This is a genomic window from Candidatus Omnitrophota bacterium, assembly GCA_040755155.1.
Lineage (GTDB): Bacteria > Hinthialibacterota > Hinthialibacteria > Hinthialibacterales > Hinthialibacteraceae > JBFMBP01.
The window spans coordinates 1-26,973 of sequence record JBFMBP010000144.1; the positions used below are offsets into that span (position 1 = coordinate 1).

The 26,973-nt window shown below is 46.0% G+C and carries 18 protein-coding genes and 1 pseudogene; 4 read left to right on the top strand and 15 right to left on the bottom strand.

Going from position 1 to position 26,973, the window contains the following annotated elements; translation table 11 throughout:
• Positions 1–64: 64 nt before the first annotated feature.
• The 8 genes from istA to AB1656_22015 all read right to left on the bottom strand — a co-directional run bounded on the left by istA (position 65) and on the right by AB1656_22015 (position 12,866).
• Entirely contained in the window at positions 65–1,579 is a 1,515-nt protein-coding gene (istA, locus tag AB1656_21980) for an IS21 family transposase (protein ID MEW6238068.1), read from the bottom strand.
• Between the two features lie 291 nt (positions 1,580–1,870).
• Positions 1,871–2,137, bottom strand: a complete 267-nt coding sequence (locus AB1656_21985) for a helix-turn-helix domain-containing protein (GenBank protein MEW6238069.1) — start codon at positions 2,135–2,137, stop codon at positions 1,871–1,873.
• 714 nt (positions 2,138–2,851) lie between these two features.
• Positions 2,852–3,079 carry a DUF2283 domain-containing protein gene (locus AB1656_21990; protein ID MEW6238070.1) on the bottom strand — a complete coding sequence of 76 codons (228 nt, stop codon included), beginning with the start codon at positions 3,077–3,079 and terminating at the stop codon, positions 2,852–2,854.
• Positions 3,067–3,378, bottom strand: a complete 312-nt coding sequence (locus tag AB1656_21995) for a hypothetical protein (protein ID MEW6238071.1) — start codon at positions 3,376–3,378, stop codon at positions 3,067–3,069. The genes AB1656_21990 and AB1656_21995 overlap by 13 nt, the downstream gene beginning before the upstream one ends.
• Positions 3,379–3,583: 205 nt before the next feature.
• Positions 3,584–3,763 carry a hypothetical protein gene (locus tag AB1656_22000; protein ID MEW6238072.1) on the bottom strand — a complete coding sequence of 60 codons (180 nt, stop codon included), beginning with the start codon at positions 3,761–3,763 and terminating at the stop codon, positions 3,584–3,586.
• A 105-nt stretch (positions 3,764–3,868) separates the two neighbouring features.
• Positions 3,869–6,322 carry a DNA methyltransferase gene (locus AB1656_22005; protein MEW6238073.1) on the bottom strand — a complete coding sequence of 818 codons (2,454 nt, stop codon included), beginning with the start codon at positions 6,320–6,322 and terminating at the stop codon, positions 3,869–3,871.
• Positions 6,323–7,527: 1,205 nt separating this feature from the next.
• Positions 7,528–10,719, bottom strand: a complete 3,192-nt coding sequence (locus tag AB1656_22010) for a helicase-related protein (GenBank protein MEW6238074.1) — start codon at positions 10,717–10,719, stop codon at positions 7,528–7,530.
• A gap of 953 nt (positions 10,720–11,672) precedes the next feature.
• Positions 11,673–12,866, bottom strand: coding sequence for a tyrosine-type recombinase/integrase (locus tag AB1656_22015; GenBank protein ID MEW6238075.1), 1,194 nt, complete (start codon positions 12,864–12,866; stop codon positions 11,673–11,675).
• Between the two features lie 726 nt (positions 12,867–13,592).
• On the opposite strand from AB1656_22015, the gene AB1656_22020 reads away from it, so the two are divergent.
• From AB1656_22020 to AB1656_22030, 3 genes are all read left to right on the top strand, one after another.
• Positions 13,593–13,898 (top strand): hypothetical protein, encoded by a 306-nt coding sequence (locus AB1656_22020; GenBank protein MEW6238076.1) that lies wholly within the window; start codon positions 13,593–13,595, stop codon positions 13,896–13,898.
• 281 nt (positions 13,899–14,179) lie between these two features.
• On the top strand, positions 14,180–16,858 hold the full coding sequence (locus AB1656_22025) for a formylglycine-generating enzyme family protein (GenBank protein ID MEW6238077.1): 2,679 nt from the start codon (positions 14,180–14,182) through the stop codon (positions 16,856–16,858).
• A 20-nt stretch (positions 16,859–16,878) separates the two neighbouring features.
• Entirely contained in the window at positions 16,879–17,490 is a 612-nt protein-coding gene (locus tag AB1656_22030; GenBank protein ID MEW6238078.1) for a sigma 54-interacting transcriptional regulator, read from the top strand.
• Positions 17,491–17,534: 44 nt separating this feature from the next.
• Here AB1656_22030 and AB1656_22035 read toward each other — a convergent pair.
• Together AB1656_22035 and AB1656_22040 are read right to left on the bottom strand one after the other, a co-directional pair.
• Positions 17,535–17,684 (bottom strand): annotated as a pseudogene (locus AB1656_22035) (hypothetical protein).
• The gene (locus AB1656_22040) at positions 17,672–17,959 is read right to left on the bottom strand and encodes a hypothetical protein (protein ID MEW6238079.1); all 288 of its coding nucleotides are present in this window, start codon (positions 17,957–17,959) and stop codon (positions 17,672–17,674) included. Before AB1656_22040 ends, AB1656_22035 begins: the two are co-directional and overlap by 13 nt.
• Positions 17,960–18,531: 572 nt before the next feature.
• Here AB1656_22040 and AB1656_22045 point away from each other — a divergent pair.
• Positions 18,532–21,015, top strand: coding sequence for a hypothetical protein (locus AB1656_22045; protein ID MEW6238080.1), 2,484 nt, complete (start codon positions 18,532–18,534; stop codon positions 21,013–21,015).
• A gap of 418 nt (positions 21,016–21,433) precedes the next feature.
• On the opposite strand, the gene AB1656_22050 is transcribed toward AB1656_22045, so the two are convergent.
• The 5 genes from AB1656_22050 to AB1656_22070 all read right to left on the bottom strand — a co-directional run bounded on the left by AB1656_22050 (position 21,434) and on the right by AB1656_22070 (position 26,970).
• Entirely contained in the window at positions 21,434–21,943 is a 510-nt protein-coding gene (locus tag AB1656_22050) for a hypothetical protein (GenBank protein ID MEW6238081.1), read from the bottom strand.
• On the bottom strand, positions 21,940–22,389 hold the full coding sequence (locus AB1656_22055) for a helix-turn-helix transcriptional regulator (GenBank protein MEW6238082.1): 450 nt from the start codon (positions 22,387–22,389) through the stop codon (positions 21,940–21,942). Before AB1656_22055 ends, AB1656_22050 begins: the two co-directional genes overlap by 4 nt.
• A gap of 1,202 nt (positions 22,390–23,591) precedes the next feature.
• Complete coding sequence (locus AB1656_22060) at positions 23,592–24,008, bottom strand: response regulator (protein MEW6238083.1); 417 nt, start codon at positions 24,006–24,008, stop codon at positions 23,592–23,594.
• Positions 24,009–24,160: 152 nt separating this feature from the next.
• Positions 24,161–25,576: a sigma-54 dependent transcriptional regulator gene (locus tag AB1656_22065; GenBank protein ID MEW6238084.1), complete on the bottom strand. Its 1,416-nt coding sequence runs from the start codon at positions 25,574–25,576 to the stop codon at positions 24,161–24,163.
• An 8-nt stretch (positions 25,577–25,584) separates the two neighbouring features.
• Positions 25,585–26,970 (bottom strand): sigma-54 dependent transcriptional regulator, encoded by a 1,386-nt coding sequence (locus AB1656_22070; protein ID MEW6238085.1) that lies wholly within the window; start codon positions 26,968–26,970, stop codon positions 25,585–25,587.
• Between the last annotated feature and the right edge of the window lie 3 nt (positions 26,971–26,973).

Sequence of the window (26,973 nt, forward strand, 5' to 3'; positions counted from 1 at the left end):
GTCGTAACGTTTTCAGTTTTTCCAGAGTCGGATGAATGAGCATGGAATCGTCTCCTTCCAAGGATTAGTGATAGTATTGCGCGCCGCGGATGTTGGAGTGTTGAATCGAGGGAGCCGGAGGCGGCGGTTGCGGGGGCGGAAGGCGATCCAATCCTTTCTTGAGAATCGAATGTACGCTCTGGTAGGTCAGGGCTTGAATGAGCAGCGCGCGTTCGCAGGCGCGCTCCAAGCGATCCGTTCCAAAGATCTTGCCCAGACGGAGAATCCCCAAACTCGTGCGGGCTCCTTGCAGGGGATGACGGCTGCTTTCCAACACGCGCTCGATCAGGCGTCCGCTGAAAAGGCCGATGCTCTGGGCTTGGTTCCGCAATTGTTCCGGCGTCCAATCCAGAACCTCTTGATGCTCTTTCGGCATGTGCTCGCGCACTGTCGTACATCCCCCCGCCCGGTCGCTGCGCGCGTGGCTGGCAATCCGCTCGCCCCGCCAGTACGCTTCCACCGTCTTGGCCGCATGCCGGATATCGACTTTCCGGCGCATGTAGGCGTGCGGAACGCTGTAATAGTGGCGATCCAATTCCACATGATAATCGTTTCCCACCGTGACCTGCTTCCACTCCGCCAACTCGAACGGCGTCGCGGGAAGCGGTTGCAGCGCGGGGCGTTCCACGGATTCAAACAACGACCGGCGAGTCCCATTCAGTTTTTGAAAGGGACGGTCGTTGAGCTCCTGCAAACACGCGCCCATCGCTTGATTGAGTTCGGATAAACTGAAAAAGGTTTGATTCCGCAATCGAGCCAGAATCCAATTTTCGACCAGCTGCACGCTTTTTTCCACTTTGGCCTTGTCTTGCGGTTTTCGAACCCGCGTCGGAATTACGGCTATTCCGTAATGCGCGGCGAAGGCCTGGTATGTTGGATTGAGGTCGGGCTCGTAGCGGCAGGCTTGGCTGACTCCGCTTCGCAGATTGTCGGGTATCAGAACCTCCGGACAACCGCCGAAAAAATTCAGCGCCCGCACGTGCGCCCCGATCCAGTCGGGAAGCTGCTGCGTCCACGTCGCTTCCGCATAGGTGTAGTTCGACGCGCCCAGCGCCGCCACGAAAATTTGCGCTTCTTTCGCTTCCCCCGTGGTTCGGTCGATCACCGGGACGGTCTGTCCGCAGTAATCTACGAACAACTTCTCCCCCGCTTTGTGTTCCTGCCGCATACAGGGATCGAGGCTCCCCTTCCAACGGCGGTAGCGTTCGCAAAACTGCGTGTACTGATAGCCGTCGGGCCGCCTCTGTTTAAACCCCTTCGGCTTAAACCGGCAAACTTCGAATAAGAGATTTCCCTTTTCATCTTGATAGGGATAGGCTTTAGTCTGGATCGGTTTTTCGCCCGTGGGCTTCACCGTTGACGCTGGAAACACCGGGCCGTGGTTCTTACCGCATTCGCATGAGCCGTCTAACCGATGAGGATAGGTTTGCCCGTTCGGATCGGGCTTGAGGTTTCCCGCGTATTCTTGCCTGCTACAGTGAGCAAAAAGACCATCGCCGGAAAGAAAGCCATGACAGCGTTTCCCCTTGCCTCTAGGCATTTCATCGTATCCGCCGCATATAGGGCAGGGTGAATTTTTTGTAAATCGCGTCTTGCCGCCTAAAGGCGAGCGGGTTATAATGCTTCGCGAAGGGAAATTATCTTTATTGTTATGTGATGGAGAACACGAACGAGAGTCCATAACGTATTTGCCTTTCAGCCCGCCTAGCCGCCAAGCAAAGAGCGGGTTTTTCCTTTTTAAAGGGCTTTCTTTTTCGATGGAAATTACAGAAACTATAATATGCCAGGACAAAAAAAGGCATTATCGTTTCTCTTTCGAATACCGGGGCGTTCATAGACCTCTTCTCCCCTCTGCCAATTCCACCGATGCCAACACTGCAGCTGCGCCGCTTCCGTCGACGCTCGTCGAAGTTCGCAAATGCTCTTCAATCCAGCGGTCAAGATCGGCTTGGCGATAACGAACCGCCTTTGTGTCTTTTTTGAAAAAAAGCGGGCCGCCTCCGCGATGACGCCAAGATTGGAGCGCCGAAACACTAAAACCCAAATATTCAGCTGCTTTTTTCTCATTCATTACTACTACTTGTTTCTCCATATTCATTTCTTTTATTTCTCCAGTCTATTGGTTTGTATGATTCCTTGCATCGAATGATAAGTCTTTTTTATAACCTGTCAAGATTTATTTTCATATTGTGATAGTTTTTACATGGGCGTCAACTATTTGTGCAGTTAAAATACCTCAACTCCGACCAAAAGCAAAAATAGTCTATTAATGTCTGACAATGTACGGCTCATGTCTTACCTTATTAAACCGGTGTTTCGGATGTGACGCAGGGCGATGCTGGGGCTATGAAAGATGAGCAAGGCTTCACCTTGCATGAATCCAGAAAAAGATAGCTTTCTGCCCCCCAAACGATCAATAAATTTATTGCGGAAGCATATATATATATATATATATATTGTCTGTAAACTTTTGTTTCCACTATGGGACCATAATTCATTATAATGTTTTACCCGTCACTCGCCCTCTGTCTGTGCGTTAAGTACTTGCTTATCCCCTTGTCTTGAGAGGCATGAGAGAGATTGGAGGCGGCCCAGAAACGATTGGAACAATACCAGACGGTTGGCAGAATAATCGGTACGAACGCAGCCATTGAATAAAAGCGCCCCCGCCCCCCTCTAAGCCCCCGGCTTGGGACCCCCGACTGGTTCCATACGGTAGCGGGCGTGAGTGAAGATAGTTTTTTTATTCAACGCAGAGAGAAGCATGTTTAGCAGGGCGTGAGTTGGCGAGAGATTGGGAAGAAAAGCGAATTCAGGCGGGATAACTCTCCAACTGTTGAAGGGTTCTCGCTCGCAGCCCTATAACCGTTAAACCGACAATTTCTCTCTCTTTTTCGTCATAGCGAACAATCAAACCCTCGCCTATATCCGTTCCCAGGGCGGGGCGGGGTTCGCCGAGGGAAATATAGAGGACATCCGCTCCTTCGTCGTATTCCCAGGTTAAAGCGTTGTTTTTTTCTTTAATTTTTATCGTTTCCATAGGATGGTTCTCCTTTGCGAAGGCTGAGACGCGAAATAAGCCGTTAGAATAAAGCCGTCGTTCTGCGACGATTCTCGATACGCCGCAACCAGATATTTTCGGGTTAGCGGCGTTTGGGGAAATAAACGAATGGCTAATAATTCCTTCGTATCTCCTTCCAGAATCATATCCGGATTGGAAAGAGTCAGCGATACCTTGTCCAGTTGATTATACATCTCCGGATGACGATGCGTAATATGCCGCCATCTTTCATCGGTAATCCGTATAGGTACGGTATTGATTGAATTGACGATAATCACTTTTTACGCGCTCTCCGCCTTCTTCAACCGCGTCTCCACCAAGTTAATTGCCACCTCGCACGCCGCCTCCCAAGAGAAAAAATGGCGTCATACTATATTGACTTTTTCGAATATTTCAGTTATAAATATTAGATCCGGTGGACGAAATTCGGCTCCATGCCGTGTAGATTCTGGACTTCGGTTCGGGAACTCTATATTCACCGGCTTATAACTTGAATGAATCGGTAATCGTTTTTTCGATTTCCTCTTGTTCCTGACGGAATACTTCATTACGTTTTCGCCAATATTCGATTTTTTCCTGAAGACTCATATTCTTTAATTGTTCGTGAATTCGAATCGCGGCCTTACGCTTCATTTCAACGCAATCAAATGTTTTCGTTTTCATCCTGGATCACCTCCTGAGGAGTATGAATGGCAAGGGCGCCATAGCCGTTAATGGTATTTACCGCATTATACATTTGCGTTAAAATCTTTTCTTTGCTCCTCATTCTTACACGCTCTCCGCCTTCTTCAAACGATTCTCCACAAGGTTAATCACTGCCTCGTATACAGCATCCCGCTCGCCGGAGGTTAAACCAAGAACATCAAATAAAATATTATCTAAATCTCGACGATCTTCTAAATTGGATTCTACGGCAACATTATTAATTGGACGATTTGATAATTTTTTACGAACTGATTGAAAAGAGCTAATAATACTTATATCTCTTAGTCTCAATGTATAAAGTTTTTTAATGTCAATACCTTCAGTTTTCAACGCTCCTTGTCCAAGATTCGATCTTCCAAAAAGTTCCCTAAAAATTAATTGACCTGTCCAGGAAAGACTACCCCATAATATATCATCATCGAATCCATAAATTTCAAAAAGGTTGTGATCAACCGCAATGTTGTTGGGATTCCAAAATACATTTTGTCTGTTGTTATGGATCATAGGCCATAAAACTTTCGCCCATTTTTTTTCAGGAAATTCATACCATATTTTTCTACTATTACAACTTGGCCTTATATGAAATTCATTATTTTCACCCCATTGAATATATTTTAATGCGTTTGTTCCCTTAAGTTTATATTTATCTTTATGACAAACAAATGCTTGATACTTCAGTTCATTGCATTTTACTTCTATAGACAGGCATTCTCGTGGGCTAACAATTACCGGCTTCAAAAACTCCTCCTCAATACCCCACTCTTCGATCTTCTCGGCATCAAGGTAAAAAAACTCGTTGGCGCCGGTTTTAATTCCAAATCGCACTTCTGCCACATCGCCCAGACGAACCAATTTGCCTTTGCCCTTTTCCAGGATCGTCCAGTATATATCCGGGGCGCGCAGATATTTCCCTCCCCATTTGTTGCCGGAATAGGCGGACGTGTTCAGGCTGGTTTCGCCGTCTTCGTCTTCCACAACGCCGTATCCTTCTTCCAAAAGGATTTTCTGGGGGATGAGGCAAACCCGATATTCCGGCTTCACAATTCTTTCCTTGGTTTCTTCGACTTCCTGAAAGATAACGGGAGACAAAATCTGCTCGAAAGGCAGTTTAAACATAACGAATCGCGCTAAATGACTTTGATTGCTTTCAGAATCATCATGGGGCGAGGAAAAAAGGGAAATCACCGTATTGACATCGGCTTCCTTAAAGGAACGCTTTGCTTGATTGTCAATAATAAGTTTCACTTGGCAATTTTTCAGTAAAAATTCCTGTAAATCCTTTCCATACCCCACATCCAACCAGGAATTCGAAGTGATAAAACAGAAGGAGCCATTAGCATTTAACAGGTTCAGGCCGTGGAAGTAAAAATAAATATACAAATCGCTTTTGGCGTCCAACTTATGTTTAGGCTTATTTCTCTTGTCATCATATCCAAAAAAGCGAGGATACATGGAATAAACAGATTGGATGAGTTTTTCTTTGTAGGCTTTTCTGTTTTCGGGAGTAGCTGACTCTCTTGTCATGGCGGGATCGGAGATTTTTTCTTGCCGAACGTAAGGAGGATTGCCGATGACAATATCGAAACCTTGCTTTTCCCCTGCAAAAATTTCGACAAAGGCAATGTCCCAGATAAAAGGAATATTTTTGACTCCTTTTAGACGATCCAAGGATTGGCCGATTTGGCGCAAGGAGTCTTTAATGGATTCGGACTCCTTTTTTAAGCGCGCCATTGCTTCAGGTACTATTCCGGATATCTTTCCTCCAAATAGATCGGTCGAAGATAACGATAGCGATTTTTCGATCCGCTGAAGAGAGATGTTGCCCGCTTTTTGCAAATCGTAAAGAATCTCTTGAAAAAGAGTAAATTCCTCGCGATTGACATCTTTGGGATTATGATAACGGCAATTAGGATCATTATAAAAAAATTTGAGTTTTTGTTCGCGTAAATCCTGAATTCGATTTTTCGTTTGGGGTGAAATTTCAATCGCGGAATGAATGCGGCTGAATTCGATGCCGCCCACTTCCTGCACCAAACTATTGCCGCTGCGGATTTTGAAAGAGAAATGGGGAAGCAAAGGTTTATCTTTGGGGAGTTTTTCCAAAGTCAGATCGGGATCGACAATTAACGTTAACCAAAGCCGCAGTTCGGCCACATGGCAAGCCCAATCCATAACATCCACGCCATAGAGGTTTTGCCCAATAATGCGTTTTTTCCGTTCGTAGGCGGATTCTTTGATTTCAAGACGCCGATGGCAGCGCTCCTGCAAATCGTCCAAGATATGCAGCATACCTACAAGAAACGATCCGGAACCGCAAGCGGGATCGAGTATGGAAAGGTCTTTAAGATGGCGAGATAATTCACTCCAAAGTTTACGTTCGGAAACTTGCCGGTCAGCGTCTTTCTTATCTTCCGGCTCCAACGCAAATATCCAATCGTATAAAACCGTTCTGATGGATTTATTCTTTTTCTCATCCAAACGATTCGCAAGGTGATCCACAAGGGTTAAACGGCACATGAGATCGATTTCCACGCGGGGAGTGTAGAAAATGCCCGCATCGCCCCGTTCGTCGGCTTCGATGGAAACATTCACCAGGCTTTCGTAAACCTTTCCAATCATTTCGGGATCGACGGCGACTTCTTGATCGAGAGGACTGTCTTCGGTAATGGTAAAGTTGTATTGTTCCAGGAAATCGATGATCTGTTTTACTTGGTTATCCGTTATAGAAAATTTCCCTTGATATTTTTCATCCAATTCATTTTCCAAAAAAAGGCCGCCATTGAGGAATGGGGCTTCTATCAGCGCTTGCCGAATGGCGCCGGGCAAATAGGCTCGTTGGGGAGTACTTAACAAATTCTTATGGTTATTGAAAGATTCAAAGAATAGGACATTTAACCATTGAGAACAAAAAGAATCGTTTTTATGACGATTCGCGCGGTATTCATCCCAAAAGGTTTTTATGAATTGAGGATTGTTTCCCAACCATTTCTTTCGTTGAATAAAGTAAATGAACATCAACCGATTTAAGAATTGGAGCGCATAATCGTGCGCCCATTGGCGATCGCTCGTCTGTTTTCGTAAATTTTCCAAAAGCCAGTCAAATTGTTGTTTATATTCTTCGTAGAATTTTTGAGTTAGTTTTTGTTTATCGAAAGCTTTGAGCCATTGGGAACGCCAAATATTTACATTTTGGGGATCCTTAGGCCAATGTAACGGCGGAAGATTGAATTCCAGCACGGTGCGGTTATGGGAATCCGGCGTCCATCCAAAAGAAGAAAGCCGAGCCGCTCGTCCTTCGAGATTCGGTTGCGAGAAATGGACAAAGGTAATGGCATTCCCATTTTCCACAATATGGGCGCATATAAAAAGCAAATCTTCAAGATTCCAAGTGGGACGTTTTGCGTAATCGATGGATTGGCGTTTTTTTCGGACAAACGAACGCAATATTTGGCGCAAAGCGACAACCGGCAATCGCTTTTTTTTAAAATTTACAAGAAAAATCCCCCACGGTTGTGTGGTTGTTAGAGGACGCAATTGGTTAATCTCGGCCTGAATATCGATCCCCAGTTCTTTAGGTTCATAGTCGAAGGTTATGTCATCAAAATCTTTCGCCTCTATATCCCAGTCAAGTTCATCCTTAAGATATTTCACCAAATCCGGGATTGTATGGATATTTGACAGATCGATAGATCGATGGTCGGACATGGTTTATATTTCCCCCCTCAATTGAGTTCCATCCAGGCTCGAAGAATAGGCTTTACTCCAATGGGCGCCTGGACTTGTTTTAGATAAGTATTTTTAAGATGTTTGTCTATCTTTTTACGGATATCCACCAGCGATTCGCGCTCCATGCGGCAAACTCGCGGGGTTTCGGGCGTGGAGCGGATATGCCGGATAATTTCCGAAGGCTCTTCGATGATTCTTTCCGTCGCCAGATCGTAAAGATACCATTTCACATCCCCCGCTTCTACAGACCATTCCTCGCTGTCGATTTCTTTGGCGGGGCGAGCGTAGCAAAAAAACACGCCTTTTGCATCTGGACTAATGGCGTCCTTGCCGCTGAAAATCCGGTTGGGCATTTTGTTTAAACGTTCCTCTAAATTCGGGTGCTCACGAAGCAGCCGCTGTAATTCCAAACTTAGGCTTTCTCCCTGCGTCTCCGTTCCTTCGCATTGGCGAGTAAAATCGCGCAGGATATCGTAGTCGTCGTCCGGTCTAAGAAGTTTGCCGTTTTCAATGCCGAACGTTTTGGAAATTCGGAGCGTTTTGTGGGTTACGGTTTTGAATAGGGTGAGAAGTACGTTCAGTTCATCAGGCGGCAGGAAGTTGTAATACTGAACGTTACCACGGAATTTTTCTAGTTCCGGCTGCTCGGCGACGATCCTTGCTTCGACCTCCGGGTCCAAACGGCGGTCAATACGGCCAATGCGTTGCATCAGGCGAACCGGATTCCAATGAAGGTCGTAATTGATGAGCCGGGTGGCGTCCTGCAAGTTCAAGCCTTCGGATAGGACATCGGTAGAGATGAGGATGCGAATCTCCTTAATTCCCTGAGAGGCCAATTCAGAACTTGACGTATCGTTGTAGTAGGGCGCGAACGCCTTGATGATATCGAGCCTTCCGTCGGTGGTGGAATCGATTTCCAATAGGTTGTTAATTCCCGCATGGTGGAGTTGTTCTTCCAGATATCGGGCCGTATCTAAAAACTCAGTAAAAATCAGAACCTTATGCCGTTGAAGGGCTACATCCTTCAAGCCGCCGATATGTCCGCGAAGCAGTTGAATGAGAGCCTGGAGTTTTTTATCCTGTTTCGGTTCGAATTGTGCTAATTCCTTGAGGAAATCGGCGAGAGTTTCGAGATCGCTAAGGGTTTCGGCTAAGAGTCCGGGAATATCAAAATCATTGGGATTGAGTCGTTTTTCAGATGCTTGTTCGAAAAACTCCGGTTCGACAACGTCTTCATCGGCAAGTTCTAATTCTCTCATTTCAGGAAATAATATATTGTGAACCTCAAAGGGATCGTATCCCGTTAATTTTTTATTCCTCGCCATCCACCGATCCAAACGATCCTTATCATGCTGGTCTTCCGCATGAACCAAATAGAAGGCTATCAGTTTTTTCATTAAGGTTTCGCAAGAGGATTTAAAAGCGAAAACGGAACTTTCAAATCGTTTAAGGAAAGCCGTACGTATCAAGCGGACAACTTGCCGCTGCCGACCGACGACCATTGCCTTTTCATGTTCGGTGAGGCTTTCTTTACCTTTATAAAAATCAAAGGGGTAATACATAGCCAATGAGAAAAGAGGTTTCGTTTTACTAAAAGCCTCTTCGACCATTTTCAACAATTTCCCATACGTCTGCTTGACGGAATAAGGGACAACCTTTGGGGGAGCAACCTGGGGGAACAAAACTTTTCCATCTTCATCAGCTAGGGATTTTTTTACATATGCCCGGCTGCGTTGAACAACTAATTCTTCAAAGAGGGAATCATCCCGTAGAATCGCTTCGGCTTCGGCAAGAGTCGTTACGCCGTCATCGCTTTCGGATTCGAGCGTTTTTTCTCCCAATTCGATTTCCCGTTTTTGCGCAGCGGCTTCGATGCTTTTTTCCAATTTCCGAATATGGCCTGGCAAACTATGAATCCCCAAAGGAGCCATACGGAAATAATCCGCTTGACGCTGCGTGAACAATTCCGCCATGTGCTGGAAATCGGTCAGCCGGTTGTTTATCGGGGTTGCGGTAAGAAGGTATACCTGTTTGCCTGCGCAAATATCGGACATCTCCCAGTATCGGCTTCGGCGTTCATTCTCTTCTTCGCCCCGTATTCCCGTATTGCGAAAATGATGGGCTTCATCGATGATAACCACATCGGCTTGTTCTTTCATTTGTTCCAATTCAAGACGAATTTGACGATTCTCTCGGAGCAAATCCGTGTGATTGTAGATGCGAAAACTCAAGAATCCTCCCATAATATGCGGCAAATATTTCTTGATTTTGGCTTCCCAGACCGCTTCCCTTGCGGCTTTCGGCACAAAAAGGACAACCCGCTTTTTCTCATGGATTACAAGGCGCTCAATGAGCATAAGTCCAATATAGGTTTTACCCAAACCAACGCCATCGCACAGAAAAGCGCCGCCATATTTTTTGGCTCGTTTGAGGACGCCGTGATAGCCGTGCTTTTGGTAAGAGGCTAATATTGGGTAAATACTGGATTTTTCCTGCTCCCACTCATCGGCGGTCAACTCATGGCTTCGGAAAAACTCTTGCAGGCTTCTAGCGTAAACCTCAAATGGGGAATATTCGCGACTATGGCGTTCGATGGCGCGAAGGATTTCCAGAGTTATGTCTTCGGCTTCAGCCCAGTGTTCTTCATACCATTCCTGAAGAACGCTGACGGGGCGGCCGGTGATCTGGACATTTAATTCGATATTTTCGGTCAAACCGGGATAGGTAAAATTTGAGGAACCAACGAGAGCGGACGCGCCAACGACTTCAAGACGGGCATGAGTTATATAGGCTTTAGCATGGAATTTTTCTTTGCGGTAGATGCGGCAAATGATTTTCCCTTTTTGGATTCCTTCAACAATAGCCGGAACTCCGATGAGAAAGTCGTTTTCTTCTTTTTCTTTTTCTAGGCTTCTATCTAATTCTCCTATAGCGACGGAGAGTCCATTCTCAAAAGCCTTTTTCGTCCGAAGAGAAACTTCATCTCCCATGAGTATGCGGATGGCATCGACTTTTTCCCAAGCCTCTTCAAGAGACAATAATGACCCAATTTCGAAGTAACCAGTGGCCACATCGATCTTATTCGATATCTCGCACCAATCGCTAAGATAACGCTGAACCTTCCAGTCGGCATCACTGTTATCGACAATAAAAAGTTCACTCCCTGTTTTACTAATTTTATTAGGCATCGTTCACCCTTAGCAAAATTGATAATCGATTATCGCGTTAAAGAAAATCAATATAAGAAAATTGCGGAATTATCAACAATAATATTACTAAATTACCATAAACGTTTAATGAACGCTACCAGGTTCAAATTCTAAAATAAATGCCGGGCATCGAATCCATAATTCTTTATCTATCCTTGACGAAACAGCAAAAAAATTATGTCGAATTGAATATTTTTTGATTAAAAATTCACGAAAAACGCCTATTTATTGGCTAAAAACGCCCTATTTTATACCATATTTTACTCGAAAAAAGACGTTTTTGGGAGAAAACTTGTATTAAAGTAAGTTATGAACCTATCGAATATAACATATTATTTATAAGTATATTATATTACTTATATTCCATTCTTTTCCCTAGAAAATGGGGACAAAACATCAGAGGCGGCGTATTTGAGGTTACTGAATTATTATTTTGGCGGGAAGATTGATAGTGTTTTTCGATGTTGCACGCTTGGCGGCAGTCTGCAATTTAACTAAAAGAATAGATGCAAGGTAAAAATAAACGAATTAAATCTCTTTACAGAAAAAACGTTCCGATTTTTAACTAAGGCGAATTTAAAAAAATTTCGGGAGGGGAAACATTGCTCTTACGGATCGATAGCGTTTTTCCCCAAGCCCCCCTTCGATTCATTTAATAAAGCGCATCGGGCGGGGGAAGGACAACGTTGTTATTCGGGTTGTCCTGATTAATTCTTCTTGAAGATAGTTTGTTTTCATGCGTGCAATTTAGTAATTTTGTCAATAGGATTTCACCGGCATAAATGAGTATATCCCATTGATGATATTGGCTTTAAGTAAACATGTTCCGATTATTATTTACAAGTAAACAAAATAATGAATTTCGATCTTTTTTTTTAGTAGATTTGCATAGGTTTTTTTAATCGCAAAAGCAGTTCGTCAGGCGGATCGCCTCATGCTTTCCCTATCTTCACTTCCGCCGCCGTGCGAACGTCCTTTATGCTTACAATTTTCTTTCCTAGTTTTTCCATCGCCGCTTTTTTGGGATCTTCGGTCATATGGGCGTAAATCTCCGTCGTCTTTACATCGTTATGACGAAGGATTTTCGAGACAAGGTAAAGGCTGTTTCCGTCCATCGCCAACCATGAACCAACGGAACGGCGCAGGTCATGGATGGTTATTCCATCCATGCCCGCTTCGTGACGAATACGCAACCAACGGCGATTAAGTTCCCATAGACGCTTTCCTTCAATGCTGGATGCGAAAACATAAGGATTCCCCTGGATGCGGGGGATGCCCTTCATCAGTTCAATAGCCGGTTCGTTCAGGTGAATGTACTGCGTTTCCCCGGATTTCGTTTCAGGCAAGCGGATTTCTCCCCGCTGTAAATCGATGTTCTCCCATTTTAGGGTAAGCGTTTCTGTTTTTCTCATGCCTGTCAGAATGAGTAAAAGGATCGCCGAACGAACGAAAACGTTAGACTCCGTTTCCAAGGCTTGCATCAAGCGGGGGACGGATTCCATCGGCATTAAAACGTCTCTGGATTTCTCTTCGAATTTATCCACTTTCCGGCATGGATTGGGATGATTCGATTCTATCATCTCGATCTTGCAGGCGTATTCTATCATCGTTGACAGTAAGGCTAAAACGCGGTTCGCTTCGTAGGGCTTGCCTTGATCCTTGCCTATCCAGGAATGAAATTTAATCACGTCAGGCCGCCGGATGTCGCTTACGTTCCACTTTCCAAAGCGGGGGAGTATGTAGGTATTGATTCGGCGTAAATCTTCCTTCCAAGACTTCTTGAACGGCTTCGAGTAGTTATCCATGAATTGTTCCGCCAAGTCCTTCATGAGCGTTCCACGGGCCGCCTTCGCCTTCTCTTCCGCCGGATCGTCGCCTTGACTCACCTGGACGAGATATTCCCGCGCCTTTTGCCTTGCCTGTTCAACCGTCAAAACGCCGTAATGCCCAAGGGAAACGATCTTTTTTCGGCCTTTGAATCGATAGGAAACGACAAAGCATTTTCTTCCATTGGGCGTAACGCGCAAACCGAAGCCCTTCAATTCGTCATCCCAAACCGCAAAAAAACCGCTCTTGCCCTTGCCCTTGTACTCTGCCTTATCGCAAATCATCTTTGTTAGTTTCATCGGTTCGATCCTTCCTTTTTTGACGAGTCAGTAAGAGAATCAGGTTGTAGCCGTGCTACCTATATGCTACCTCGCCATTAAAAACGAAAAGATTCATGCAATACTAAATATTAAAATTTCTTAGGAAATATTGGGTATTTATAAACGCATGGAAGGAAGAAAAACGTACACTTCAAGACTCTGGATCAGGAAGCTGTAGGTTCGAGCCCTACCTCCCCAGCACTTGATTCTCCTAAACTTACGATGCGACAATCATTCCTCAAATAATCCTTGAGTCAACGATGAGTCAACGGCAGAACAGAAAACTCCTTCCTTTTTTCCCCTTTTGAACAATTTTTCCAATATAAAAAAAACGGAAGAATGCTTTTTCTTTTTTTGATTATGGAGAAAGAATGAATTGGACTTAATTTTGATGATTATCATGCTCATTTTTTAGGATTTACGTTCATCTTCCTCAGTCATTCCTCTGAAAAACATGTTTTGAGTGCGAAAAGTACTCAAAATTACCCGATTCTGACCATTTTTTTTCTCAAAATCTTTTTTCGAATCTTAACGGAATTATAGACGACGATCATTCTTCCATTCGAAAATAATCTCTGATAGCTATCATCATCTATCCAACATGATTCTATTTGGAAGGAACTGAGCCGGTTTCTGGGTATGGCGGCGCCATATCTCTGTAAACCGCCTGGGTGAGCGCTTGAACATGGAGACGACGAGGACATCTTGCTGGATGAGCGCAACCGCTTAAAGGGTTGCGAAATGGCCGGCGTAGAGCCTGGATTCCGGTATTATATGGGGGACGATCCAGAAGGCTTTATCATCAGCAGCAACCTGTATCGGCGGCATTTATGCGAGTCGAAACGCGGCGATATGGCCGCTAAGTTTTCCAATATGCGGCAAGGCAGTAGGACGGATATACCTAGTCAAAATTCAGACGAGGTTAGCATTCAGCAAGCGGCGATCTTTTTAATGTTGGCCGGAGTACGGTGGCTGACGCTAAATCGATTCGTCAGGAGGCGCCGGAGTTAGCCAAAAAGGTTGAAGCCGGGGAGATGACTGTCCATGCCGCCAAAGAAATTATACGCCCCCACCCCCCCCTAACCGCCCAGCTTAGGTACTAGATCTGATTCCATACGGCTCCATGTCCGCAAGAGAAGGACTCCTGTGGAAATGCCCCTTCAGTTGTTTTGAAAATCGTGAGTGGGAAATATTTTTTTACCACTTTGGGTTTTTGCTTATGTTGTTATAATACGATTGTTTACGATGTTGCATTCAATCATGAGCGTGATCGTTCTTTTAGGAGAGTGATTATGTTCGTAAAAAAATCGTCTTTTTCTATTTTCTTCTTGCTCTTTTCGGTTTGCGCCGTATTCGCCCAGGGAGATATTCCCAACACTCCCACGCCTACCGTTACGCCAATGCCTCAACCGGCGCTTCTTGCTTCCAGCAGCTTGATCGATCTTAACGGAAGCAATCTCGCCGAGAATCAACTCGTAGCCGATCCCCCTTCCGGCTTCCGCTTCGGTAAAATCTCTTTCGGCGCGATTCCCGATGGATTTTATACGGACGGCAAGGGCATGGCCGTTCGCGTTTCGCCGGGGGAAGGGATTTGGATTGTCGTCAATGTCGCGATGGAAGCGCCTTCTCTGGCGGTTATTTCCGGCGCGTTCCGTTCTTCCAGCAAGGACGTATCCATCGCTCTCATCGCTTTGAATTGTCCCGTTGACGGCCAATTGGGCTATACGAACATAACCGGCGAAGAAATTCCCGTGGAGCAATACCGTTCTCTCAACCTGATTTATCGCCCGCCTTCCGGCTGGCTGCAAATCGCCGTGCAAATCGTGAACTATCCCTATTCTTCGCTCACCAGCACCGTTTATGTGGATAACCTTTCCGTTAAGCCGTTAGCGCCTTCCATCAGCAATCTATCCGTAGGGCTGGAAGTGGACGGTTCGTTTGAAAAGGGCGTCGATAAACTCATTTCCAATATCAACGACGACGATGGGCGCATCACACCCTTTTTCGAATCGCTATCGGACATCGCCATTCGTCTTTCCATCGAGCCGGAGAATAGCGCCGCTAATGTAGGAACGATCGTTCAAGACGTGGAAAATTCCTTCCCCATGACTCTTGTAGGCGAAGTCAATATCTACCGCGAAACGCCCCCTAGCGATGGAATGCTGGCGTTCGTCTTGGCGAATGGATTTCAAAGCCTCTGCGTCTACCGCTTCGCGAAGGATATCCCCGACGCCAAAAGCAAAGAGCCGGAGTATCTCATTATCGGCGGGGATTTTACCGTTAACAATCCCAGCGTCCCCATTCATGCCATTGTTCAAAACGGCGGCCCCAACGTCTCGTCTTCCGTCGTCGTCGATGATCTGGTTGTCAAGAATTGGGGATTAATCAATCCCACGCCGACGCCGACAGCGACGCCCACGCCAACCGTCACCCCAACCCCGCCCGTTACTCCAACGCCGACGCTCTACCCGGGAGAAATTATCGTTCCATTGAATCTGCCAGAAGGCGCTATTCCTTTGTATATGGAATACATTCCAGCGGGGACGTTTTTTATGGGATCACCTCCTAATGAGATGGACAGACAAGATAATGAAGGCCCGCAACATCAAGTAACAATTACAAAACCGTTATATTTTGGAAAATATGAAGTAACTCAAGCACAGTGGCAGGCAGTGATGGGAAACAATCCTTCGTTAGATTCTGGCGTCGGACCTAATTATCCTGTATACAATGTATCCTGGAATGATTGTCAGATCTATATCCAGAAGTTGAATCAGATGGGAATAGGAACATTCCGTTTACCTACAGAGGCGGAATGGGAGTATGCCTGTCGGGCGGGTACATACACTAGGTTTTACTGGGGAGATGATCTGAATTTTACCCAGATAAAAGACTATGCGTGGTATGATGGAAATGATGGGACAAAAGAGGTTGGTTTGAAGTTGCCTAACTCCTTTGGTTTGTATGACATGAGCGGGAATGTTAGGGAGTGGTGTCAAGATTGGCTTGGAGTATATAGTATAAATGCACAAAATGATCCAATTGGAGTAAGTAATGACATGACCCGGGCATCGCGTGGCGGCAACTGGAGCGCTCATCTCAGGGACTGCCGTTCTGCCTTTCGCAATAGTCGCGCTTCGGACGACAGGGATGGCACTCAGGGTTTTCGGATTGCGGCTTCAAGCCAGAATTTGCCTCCCGCATTAACACCTACGCCGACGATAACAGCTACACCGATATCTCCCGCAGAAGAAATAACCATTCCGCTGGATTATCCCAAGAATACGATATTGTTACCCATGAAATTGATCCCAGCGGGAACGTTTATGATGGGATCGCCGGAAAGCGAGGCGGGACGTTCCTCTAATGAAGGGCCGCAGCATCAGGTGACGATCACCAATCCGTTTTATATGGGGAAGTACGAGGTGACGCAGACACAGTGGCAGGCGGTGATGGGCAGCAATCCTTCATACAACCCTATCGAAGATAACAATCTCCCCGTCGAAAGGGTTTCCTGGAATGATTGCCAAACCTTCATTCAGAAGTTGAATGCGTTAGGTCAAGGAACTTTCCGTTTGCCGACGGAGGCGGAGTGGGAATACGCCTGCCGGGGGGGAACGACGACGCGGTTTTATTGGGGGGATGACACGAGCTACAGCCAGATTGGGAATTATGCGTGGTATAATGGTAATTCAGGAGGTGAAACCCATGGAGTCGGAGCCAAGTTGCCGAATGCGTGGGGGCTGTACGATATGAGCGGGAACGTGGGGGAATGGTGCCGGGATTGGATTGGATCATATAGTTCGAATGCGCAAATTGATCCAATTGGAGCAAAGGGAGGCAATTATATTGTGTGTCGCGGCGGAAGTGTAGGCGGCAATAACTATAAGTGCCGTTCGGCCCATCGCGGTGAAAACTACCCAGACACCAGAGATGGCGGCCTTGGCTTACGTCTCGCCAGGAATCAGTAAGGCAGCGGTGAAGGTTAGCTATGCCAGAAACATCAAAACAGAATCCTTCCGATTCCGTCCATTCCGATCAAAAATGTAAATGGATCGTTCCGCCAGGATTACATAAGGCAGTCAATGATTTTGTTTATCTCTATGAACTACTTTATTCATCGCAAAGACACAATCTTTCCAATCGAAGGCCGCTGATGATTATCGGCGATAGCGGCGTTGGAAAATCTCTTTTTACGGATATTTTTGAAAAATTGCATCGGCTAGATTACCCCTCCTCCAAAATACAAACTCTTAATTGTGCAGCATTTCCAAAAGACTTAATTCTTGCAGAATTGTTCGGCTATAAAAAGGGCGCATTCACTGGAGCGATTAAAGATAAAGTAGGATTATTGAAAACTGCCGACGGAGGTTTGGTCATTCTCGAAGAAATTGGAGAACTAACCGAACCGGATCAAGCCAAGTTGCTTACCTTTTTGGAAAATGGCGGTAGATATTACCCCGTGGGCAGCACAAAGGAAGAACAAACGAATGTTGATATAATAAGCATTACAAACCAACCCCAAAATAAGTTCCGCCATGATTTTTGGAATCGTTTTTTTCAATTCATGGCAAGATGGTATTATCATTTCTCAAAACAATAACTCGGATGTAGTCCAATATCGAGGGAAAATTATTCGCCTCTTCGCTATTTCGTGTGGATAGAGGGTCCAACCGGCGGCAGGTTGAACTCTAATTTGGCTCCGATCAGATAAATCATGGTGATGAAATTCTTGACGTTTCGGAATCCCCGCGAGTGGGCTTTCGCCGCTTGGATCAAACTATTCATTCCTTGCACGACGCGCTCTCCGAAGACGCCAAACACGGCTTTACCGGAAACGGCTTCGCTTTCATCAACAACGCCTTCGTTTGAACCATGCCGATGCGAGGCTCGCCGCTATCGATGAGAACCTCTTTCATCTTCACTACGCTTTGGTTTTCATCCACGGCGTCAAGGGCTACCGGTGAGCGCTCAAGGTTGAGCCATTCGGTTTGGTCTTTATTTTCAACGAAGTCAAAGACCTTTTCAATGGCTTTTTCCTGAGAATTGGCGGCAAGTACGAATATTGTCATAGAGAGAGAGAACAGCGGATTTTTTCAACATGATTTCTTCCTTTATCCCCCATCGCCGATGCAAGAGGAATGCATAATGCGTTTGTTATATTTGTTTATGCGAATTATTATATGGTTAGCATTGCGGATGGAAGAGAGAAAACCCCCTATATAAACAAAAATATATATTAATTATCTATAATACGCCGTTCACCAATACAATAACCCATTATGCTGCATCTGTCAAGAAAAAAATGATTAAAATTTAATTATGATTAAAAAAGATAGACAAGTAATAATAATCATTATGAAAGTAGGTTATTTTATGAAGATCCATTAATGTAGATAAAAATCGGCTTCGTTAGAAAGAATAAGCGCTCGAATACCCTATAATCCTTAATATGACGTTCAAGAAGTTTTATACTATTCTTATTTCCGTTAGAGAGTTACGCCCTACCCTTTTCATTCCGGCCAAAGTCCAAGTATTATGGACATATTCGCTGGGAAATGAACGCTGAGCCGCACGATGGACGGCATGGCGCGCCGCAAATTCCGGGTCTCTCGCCCCATATTTATTGCATGGAGAAGAATTCATGAATCGCATTCGCACTATCGCCGGACTTCTTTGTCTCCTTCCGATCCTGCCGATCCTTGGCGTTTTGGCTCCCGGCGCGATGGCTCAATCGAAGGGATGGTCGGAAGAGAAATACCTGGCTCGGGAATCCACGCTCGCTATGCGAGTCCAAGCGCCCGCCATCGCAGCGGAAGGCGACAACGTGTACGCCGTGTATGTCCAACGCAGCCTGAAATTCATCGCTTCCCGCGACCGAGGCAAAACCTGGAGCCAACCCATGGATTTGGCGAAGGAATTGAACGATTGCAGTTCTCCCGCCCTCGCCGTCGTTGGGACGAAACTCGTGGCCGCCGCGGCCGCCAGAGTGGAAACCAACGGCGTGATCGCCTATCAGCTCTTTTCCTTGGAAAGCGCCGACAAGGGCGCCTCGTGGTCGAAAACTCAAAAAATCCGGACCAGCCGCGACGACGCCTTTTCGCCCCGCTTCCTCGTCCTCGGAAACCAGGCCAAATTGCTATGGATGGAATCGCCTCTCTCGGAACTTCTCGGCAAACTGGGCGCCCGCGAAGCAATCAATTTCAATCCCCAATCGGTAGATGCGCTCGTCGATATGCGCATTCCAGAAGGCGCTTTGAAAGACAAACTTCGCCAGACGCAATCCAAATTCTATGTTTCTACCTACAATTCCCAATCCGGCACTTACGCTGATCCCAACTCTCTCGATACGATTTTCAGCGAATGGCTGCCTTACGTCTTCGGCATTTACGGCCCCATCGACAATAGCCTCTACGTCGTCGCCAACGTCAATACCGACATCAATATTTACGAAAGCAAGGTCGAAGGCGCCCAATGGTCCAAGTATTACCAGGATAAAGAAAATTTTAATTCGAAAATGATGCTCGACTTGCAAATCATCGGCGGCGAATGGATATCAACCTGGATCCGGCGCGATCCCTATCAACAGATTCCCATCAACTTCCGCGCCGGGAAAAATGGAAAAGACATCGCGCTTTCCCCCCCGCATTACGTGCGCGCCGTTCCGCGAATGGCCTTTCATGACGGCGTCTACCACATCATTTGGGAAGCGGGAAACAAGGAAGAGAGCTGGATCGCATACCTGCGCACGGACAAAGTCACCCCCACATCCAAAGTCGTTCAACCTTCGTCCCCCGATCTGATCGAACGCTCTACCATTTTCCAATGGGAAGGAAACGACAATATCTCGGCCACGGAACGCCTTGTCTATTCTTTCATGTACGGCGATAAACCCTGGTCGTCGATTCAATCCGAGACTTCAACCAATCTGAAAACGCCGCCCGACGGCGAATATATCTTCAAAGTCCGCGCCGAAGACGTGGCGGGCAATATCCAGGAACCCCCGGCGCAGTATGCATTCAATACTTTCAAATCCGCCCCAGAGACGGTAATCGTCAACGCTCCACCGGCGGACCAACCCTTAAACAGCCGCGAAGCGGAAGTTGCTTTCACTGGCGAGGATAATTCCGACGATCCTAAAGTACTGGAATACTCCGCCCAGACCGACGGCGGCCCCTGGACGGAATTCGCCAAAGGCGACAAGCATATCTTCGCCAATCTGGCTAATGGCCAACACGTTTTGCGCCTAAAAATGCGCGACAGCCGAGGCAACGAAGATCCCACTCCCGCCGAAACCTCCGTTACGATTAAAGTAAAGATGGAAGTTGTCCTGCAATCCACGCCGCCGCTCTTTTCCAAAGATCAAACCGACGAATTCGCATGGGCGGCGAAAGACGATCAGGGCAATCCAATCAAACTGAAATACTTATACCAGTTGGACAAGGATGAAACCAAAGAACTCACTGAGGAGAAAGTGGTATTTTCCGATTTGAAGGAAGGCCGCCATCAAATCGCGGTTTGGGGCAAAGACGCTTCCGGCGATGAATCGGCCAAAGTCCATTATCAATGGACCGTCGACTGCACTCCCCCCGAAACCGAAGCTTCCTTCTCCAAGGAATATACCGCCACGAAATTTCCTCTGATCTCCCTGAAATTGACGGACCCCGATCTAGAAGATGGAACGTCGCCGCCGACGCCGGTGAAATGCCAATATCGCATCAACAAAGGCGAATGGCAGCCCTTCGATCATGAAGGCGCCATCTGGCCTGCAAGCATCGCGCTGCATTTCTATTCCTGGGGCTATATCGTCCAACTGAGAGCCGTAGACGCCGCCGGCAATATCGATGACGCGCCGGACGCCGTCGATTTGCGCATCTTTTCGCGCACCAATCCTTACGTTTTCTATACGGTCGTCGCCATCCTGGCCATCGCTGTTCTGTTGATTCTGAAAGCGATCTTAGGCCGCTTCTTCGAGAAAAAACCCACTCGCATCCCCGCTCCAGCGGCGGCTTTCGATGCAGCGAGCGATAGCGATTCCTTCGCCAAGGGAAGCATGGATGAGCCGACAACCACGACGACGACGTCCAAATTTTCTTTCGACGACGATGACGACGATTTGTATAAATAACTCATGGAACGCATTTCCATCTCCACCCCCTCTGCGAGAGAGAATGGGTGAGATATTAAGTCTATCCATATCAGAGAAAGAAGAATGGGGCGAGTTTTTCGCCCCATTGTTTTTAACGGATATTACAAATCGCTGGATCAAACATCCCAATCCATCCTGCCATCCTCGATTTCTCTATTGTTGTGGAAAATGCGCTTATCTTTGGTGGGGACGCTCTCTTCGCCCGATCGATCGGCGGAATCTTCAGCGAAGCGGCGAAACGCAAAGAAATCGAAAACATCCGAACGAAAATTTTCATCCTGCCGGATTAAACCCTACAATGCCCCGGTCACAGAGCCTAACTAACGCAGACATCAAAAAAACGCTGATTCGTATTTTTGAGTTTTTTAACTAAATTTGATTGTCGTTCTATCCCTTTCTATTTTTCTCTTAAAGGGCGTTTACTTTTTGTTTTTTTCGCCTTGGCAACGCTTTTTTCTTTTATAACTTTCAGTAATTTCCTTTTATAAATTTCTGCAAAATTGACAGAAGGCAGAACGTAATCTTTTAAAGGCCCTTGGCCTAATATTTGACCAAGAACTCCTCTCGCGATTCCATAAAGCATCGCTGCCGGATTTAACGGTAACAGTTTATTTCTTAAGTCCTCGCTCGTCTCCGGTTTTATGGAAAATACACCAAATAATTCAAGGGAATATTTTAAAGGTGTTGGTTTATCTCTATCCTCGATACCTAAATTTACTGTTAAATTGGAATAGAGTTCATTTTTTTCGTCTATGGGACTTACGTAAAAGTCGATATCCGGATCGATCATTTTAATATCCGATAAGATTGTCGATTCCTCTTTCCCTCTGAAATAAATCGGATTAAATTCGACATGAATTTTCGTCACCAGATAATGAACAATTTGTAAATCGGCTTGAATGCTCATGCGGCTTTATGGTATTCCTCTTCAGAATTCGCGATTTTTTTATTTTCTTCGATGGATAGTGGCAGATTTAAATTTTTAAAAAAAGGAATTATACGCGATTCATCGAATTCGAAACGTGTCTGTGGCGCTTGATTCCTATCAATGGAATCATCCTTAGCAGATAAAGGTTTGAAATCGACGGTCAACTCCAAACCTAAAGCGACGCTGATTTGGACGGCTGTCGAAAACGTTAAGTTGCTTGCGCCTTTTAAAATTCGGGTGATGAATGGCGGTTTTTTTCCCATTCTACGCGCGAGTTCACTGCGAGAAATTTTTTGTTTTTCCATTTCGATGGCAATGCGGTTGCTTAAATCAAGCAATACTCCTTCCAAAATAAATTCCGGATCCTCTCGATATTCTTCCAGTTGGGCGTCGAACCATTCTTGCATGGTTTGATTTTCATTCATGATGCTGCGCTCCTGTAGTATATTCATTTCGCCATTCTTTGGCTCTGCGAAGGTCTTCGGGATTTGCTTTATCTCTCTTTTTGATACATCCATTCGTAAGAATAAATTTCTTTCCTCCGAGGCTCTTGCAAAATGAATAAAATCTATCCTTAAATTCTCCCCCCAAGTTTTGGAGGAGTTAGATCCCCCAAGCCTGTGTCATTTCGAGCGATAGCGAGAAATCTTAAAATTCTCCCCCCAAGCTTGGGGGGAGTTAGAGGGGGGTTGATTTTTTTAGACTTATCTCAACCCCCTCCTAACCTCCCCCAAGCTTGGGGGAGGAATTATGGAGTTTTGCAAGAGGCTCCTCCATTAAAGAAAAAACCATAGAGACGAATCTGGTGTGCTTTTATAGCATAAATTTGATCGCCTTCATGATTAAAATTCTCTGAATTATAGGGAATAAAATCGGTTTGAGAAAAACGTTCAATGCGCTTAATGATCTTTTTTAAAATCGGATTCTCGACTCTTTTTCAACTCATCCAAAAATTCTTTGATTGGAGAAACGATCATTTCTTCCTTCCGTAGTGAAAAGAAGGATATCTTTCCAGATATTATCGTCTCTTTTATCATACTTTTAACATAAAAGTTAAAGAAGTCAAGGAAGATTATGGCTCTTCTCAAAAAATTTTAAACTCGCCTCAAATCAATCTCCAAAAAGTAGGATGCTTTTTTATCATATATTCACGCTTCCAAAAAGTGAAACCTTATCAATTTCACTCTATTAATAAAATTTTCACCGTATGAGCCTCTTGCAAAACTCCATAATTCCTCCCCCAAGCTTGGGGGAGGTTAGGAGGCAATGTCATTAAGTTAAGACATAACGTGACGAAATTCCATTCCCTCGCCCTCTGGGAGAGGGTTAGGGTGAGGGATTTTAAATTCAACAAATTCATGCTATTAGATTTGTTGATATTTTCGATTAAGGAATTAGTCTATCCTTAACTTAACGACATTGGGTTAGGAGGGGGTTGCTTTAAGTCTAACATAATCAACCCCCCTCTAACTCCCCCCAAGCTTGGGGGGAGAATTTAAAAGCGGATTTTATTAATTTTGCAAGAGCCTCCGTATTTTTATTCATTTAACCATATTAGAAGCAAAAGGTTAAAGTATTTTTACTAGAATAGAAAGGTATTGGTTTTAAAAACAAACATCGAATGCAACTACAGCAGGATGAAGGAGGCGATTTCGAGGAGGTCGTTTTTGCGGAAGGGTTTGGAGAGGTAGTAGCGGACGCCGAGTTCTAAACTTTGTTTGCGGGAATCTTCGTTGGGGTGGGCGGTGATCATGATGATTTTGCTGGAGGGTTTTTGGCGCCGCACCTGTTCGGCGAATTCCAGGCCGTTGAGGCGGGGCATATTTTTATCGACGATCAGGAAGTCGAAATCTTCGCCGATGGCTCGGCTTACGGCTTTCGTCGGATCGGTGATCCGCGTCACTTTGCAGCCCTGAAGCGTTAACACTTCGTCGATCGCTTCCGCGTAATCGTCATCGTCATCCACAACCAGAACATTTCTTCCTGCGAGGAGGTCCTTCACCAAGCGATCTCCATTGCAATTCAAGTCATGATCGTGGATCATGGTTCGCCTCTCGTATCGTTGCCCGGCGCCGCCCCAAGGGATATAATTCGCGCAAATCGCTCCCGTTGTTTCGATCTCCTGGTCTTTCGATGATGTCAGGCCGATGGCGTATTCCCAGAGGAAATATTAAGCATATTGCGTGCCAAGAGATTTTAATCTGAAGTTAGGGAGGGAATTTCGCTTTCCGGCGCATCGGTTTGATTCAATTTGGGAATCCGGCGGTATAACGAACTGCGCGACAAACCTAGCACTCGCGCCGCTTCTTCTTTGTTCCCGTTTACGCTGTTTAACGTCCGCCGGATGATTTCCAGTTCGGCGTCGTCCAGCGTCGTTCCGATGGGAATAACGATGTTATTGCCGTTGTTTACTGGTCTTACGTCGGATCTATACAGAGAGGGCGTTCGATCCTGCCTTATCTCTTCCGGCAGATCGCGCAAAGATACGGAAGATCCCGCCGCGAAGATGCAGGCGTGTTCCACAGCGTGCTGCAACTCTCTCACGTTGCCCGGCCAGGAATAGGTAAAAAATAAATCCATAACGTCGTTGGAAAAATGCTCCAGCGTTTTTCCCGTCTCTTCGCTGTACCGTTTCAGAAACGCTTGTGCCAGAATCGGGATGTCTTCGCGCCTTTCCCGCAACGGGCAGATGGGAATCTGGACTACCCGCAAACGATAATAAAGGTCTTCCCGGAACTTATGCTCCGAAATCCGTTGCTGCAGGTCTTTGTTGGTCGCCGCAATCACTCGCACGTCCAGGTGAATCGTGGCGCTGCTGCCTACGCGCTCCAGTTCGGAATCTTGCAGCACGCGCAGAAGCCTTTGCTGGGCGCTGGCGGACATCTCTCCAATTTCATTTAGAAAAATGGAACCGCCGTCGGCCAGTTCGAACCGACCTTTGCGGTCTTTGATGGCGCCTGTAAAAGAGCCTCGAATATGCCCGAACAGTTCCGATTCCAGCAGGGATTCGGGCAGGGAAGCGCAGTCCACTTTAATAAGAGGCTTGTTATGCCGCCGGCTCTGTTCGTGGATCTCCTGCGCCACTTGATCCTTGCCGGTTCCCGTCTCGCCGGTGATGAGCACGGTGCTGCGCGTCGGCGCCACCTGCTCGATGATGTGGAAGATGCGCTGCATGGCGGGGGATTTGCCCAAAAGGCGGCCGGAATAGCGCGCCACCTGCCGCCGCCACTCCTCCCGCTCTTCCACTAACTTCTTTTGTTCGAGAGCGCGATCTACGACGACGCGAAGTTCTTTAAGCCGGACGGGTTTGGTGATGTAATCCGCCGCCCCCAAGCGCATAGCTTCCACGGCGGTATCGACTTCGTTCAAGCCTGTCAGCATTAATACTTGCGTATCCGGTTTAATCTCCTTGATGTGTCTCAATACCTCGATGCCGTCTGCGCCGGGGAGCAAAATATCGCAAGTTACAAGATCAATATCGTGCAAAGAAAAAAGTTCGATGGCCTTCTCGCCGCTCTCCGCTTCGAGAAATTCATATCCTTTCCCCTCCAACGATTCCCTCACTACTTCGCGGGAAGAAGCGTCGTCGTCGATAATCAGGATGGTTCGCATGACCGCCACTACTTGCTCTCCTCGGGCTGTATGGTAGGTATTCGCCGATACAATGAACTCCGTGACAATCCTAATACTCTTGCAGCTTCTTCTTTATTCCCTTTTACGCATTTTAATGTTTGGCGGATGATTTCTGATTCAGCGTCTTCCATTGTCGTTCCGAGAGGAATAACGATTTCATTTTCCTCATTTATTTGTTGGGTATTTGATTTTATAAATGAGAACTTACTTTTTGACCGTATTTCTTCAGGGATATCGCACAAGGTTATGGAAGATCCTTTCGCAAATATGCAAGCATGTTCCACCGCGTGCTGTAACTCTCTAACATTACCTGGCCAGGAGTAGGAATAAAATTTGTCCATTACTTCATTAGAAAATTGATCTAATGTTTTACCAAATTCTTCGTTGTAAAGTTTAAGAAAAGTCTGTGCAAGAATTGGAATATCATCGCGTCTTTCTCTCAAGGGGGGGACGGTGATTTGGATTGCTCGCAAATGATAATAGAGGTCTACGCGGAATTTTTGTTCCGTAATTCTCTGTTGTAAGTCTTTATTGGTTGCTGCGATGACGCGTACGTCCAGGTGGATATTTGCGCTGCTGCCTTCGATCTCCAGTTCGGAATTTTGTAAAAAATTCAATAACTTTTTCTGAGTGCTAACGCACATTTCTCCGATTTTGTTAAGAAAGATGGTTCCATCATCAGCTAGTTCGAAGCGGCTTTTCCGATTTTTGTAAGCTCCGATAAATGAACCTTGAATTTGACCGAATAATTCCGATTCCAACAAAGATTCAGGCAGAGATGCGCAATCCACTTTGATCATCGGTCTGTTATGGCGGCGGCTTTGTTCGTGAATCTCCCGCGCTACTTGTTCCTTTCCTGTCCCTGTTTCGCCAGTGATGAGGACGGTGCTTCGCGTCGGCGCCACTTGCTCGATAATGTGAAAAATACTTTGCATGGCGGGAGATTTGCCTAGTAAGCGTCCAGAAAAATGAGATATTTGTCTGCGCCACTCTTCTCGCTCTTCCACTAACTTTTTTTGTTCGAGAGCGCGATCCACGACGACTTGAATTTCTTTGAGACGGAAAGGTTTAGTGATGTAATTTATCGCTCCAAGACGCATGGCTTCCACAGCGGTATCTACTTCATTCAAGGCCGTTAGCATCAATACTTGCGTATCCGGTTTGATTTCCTTGATTTGCCGCAATACTTCGATACCATCCATGCCGGGCATCAGAATATCGCAGATGACGAGGTCGATATCAAACAAAGAAAATACTTCGATGGCTTTCTCGCCGCTTTCCGCTTCGAGAAATTCATATCCTTTCCCCTCCAACGATTCCCTCACTACTTCGCGGGAAGAAGCGTCGTCGTCGATAATCAGGATGGTTCGCATGAC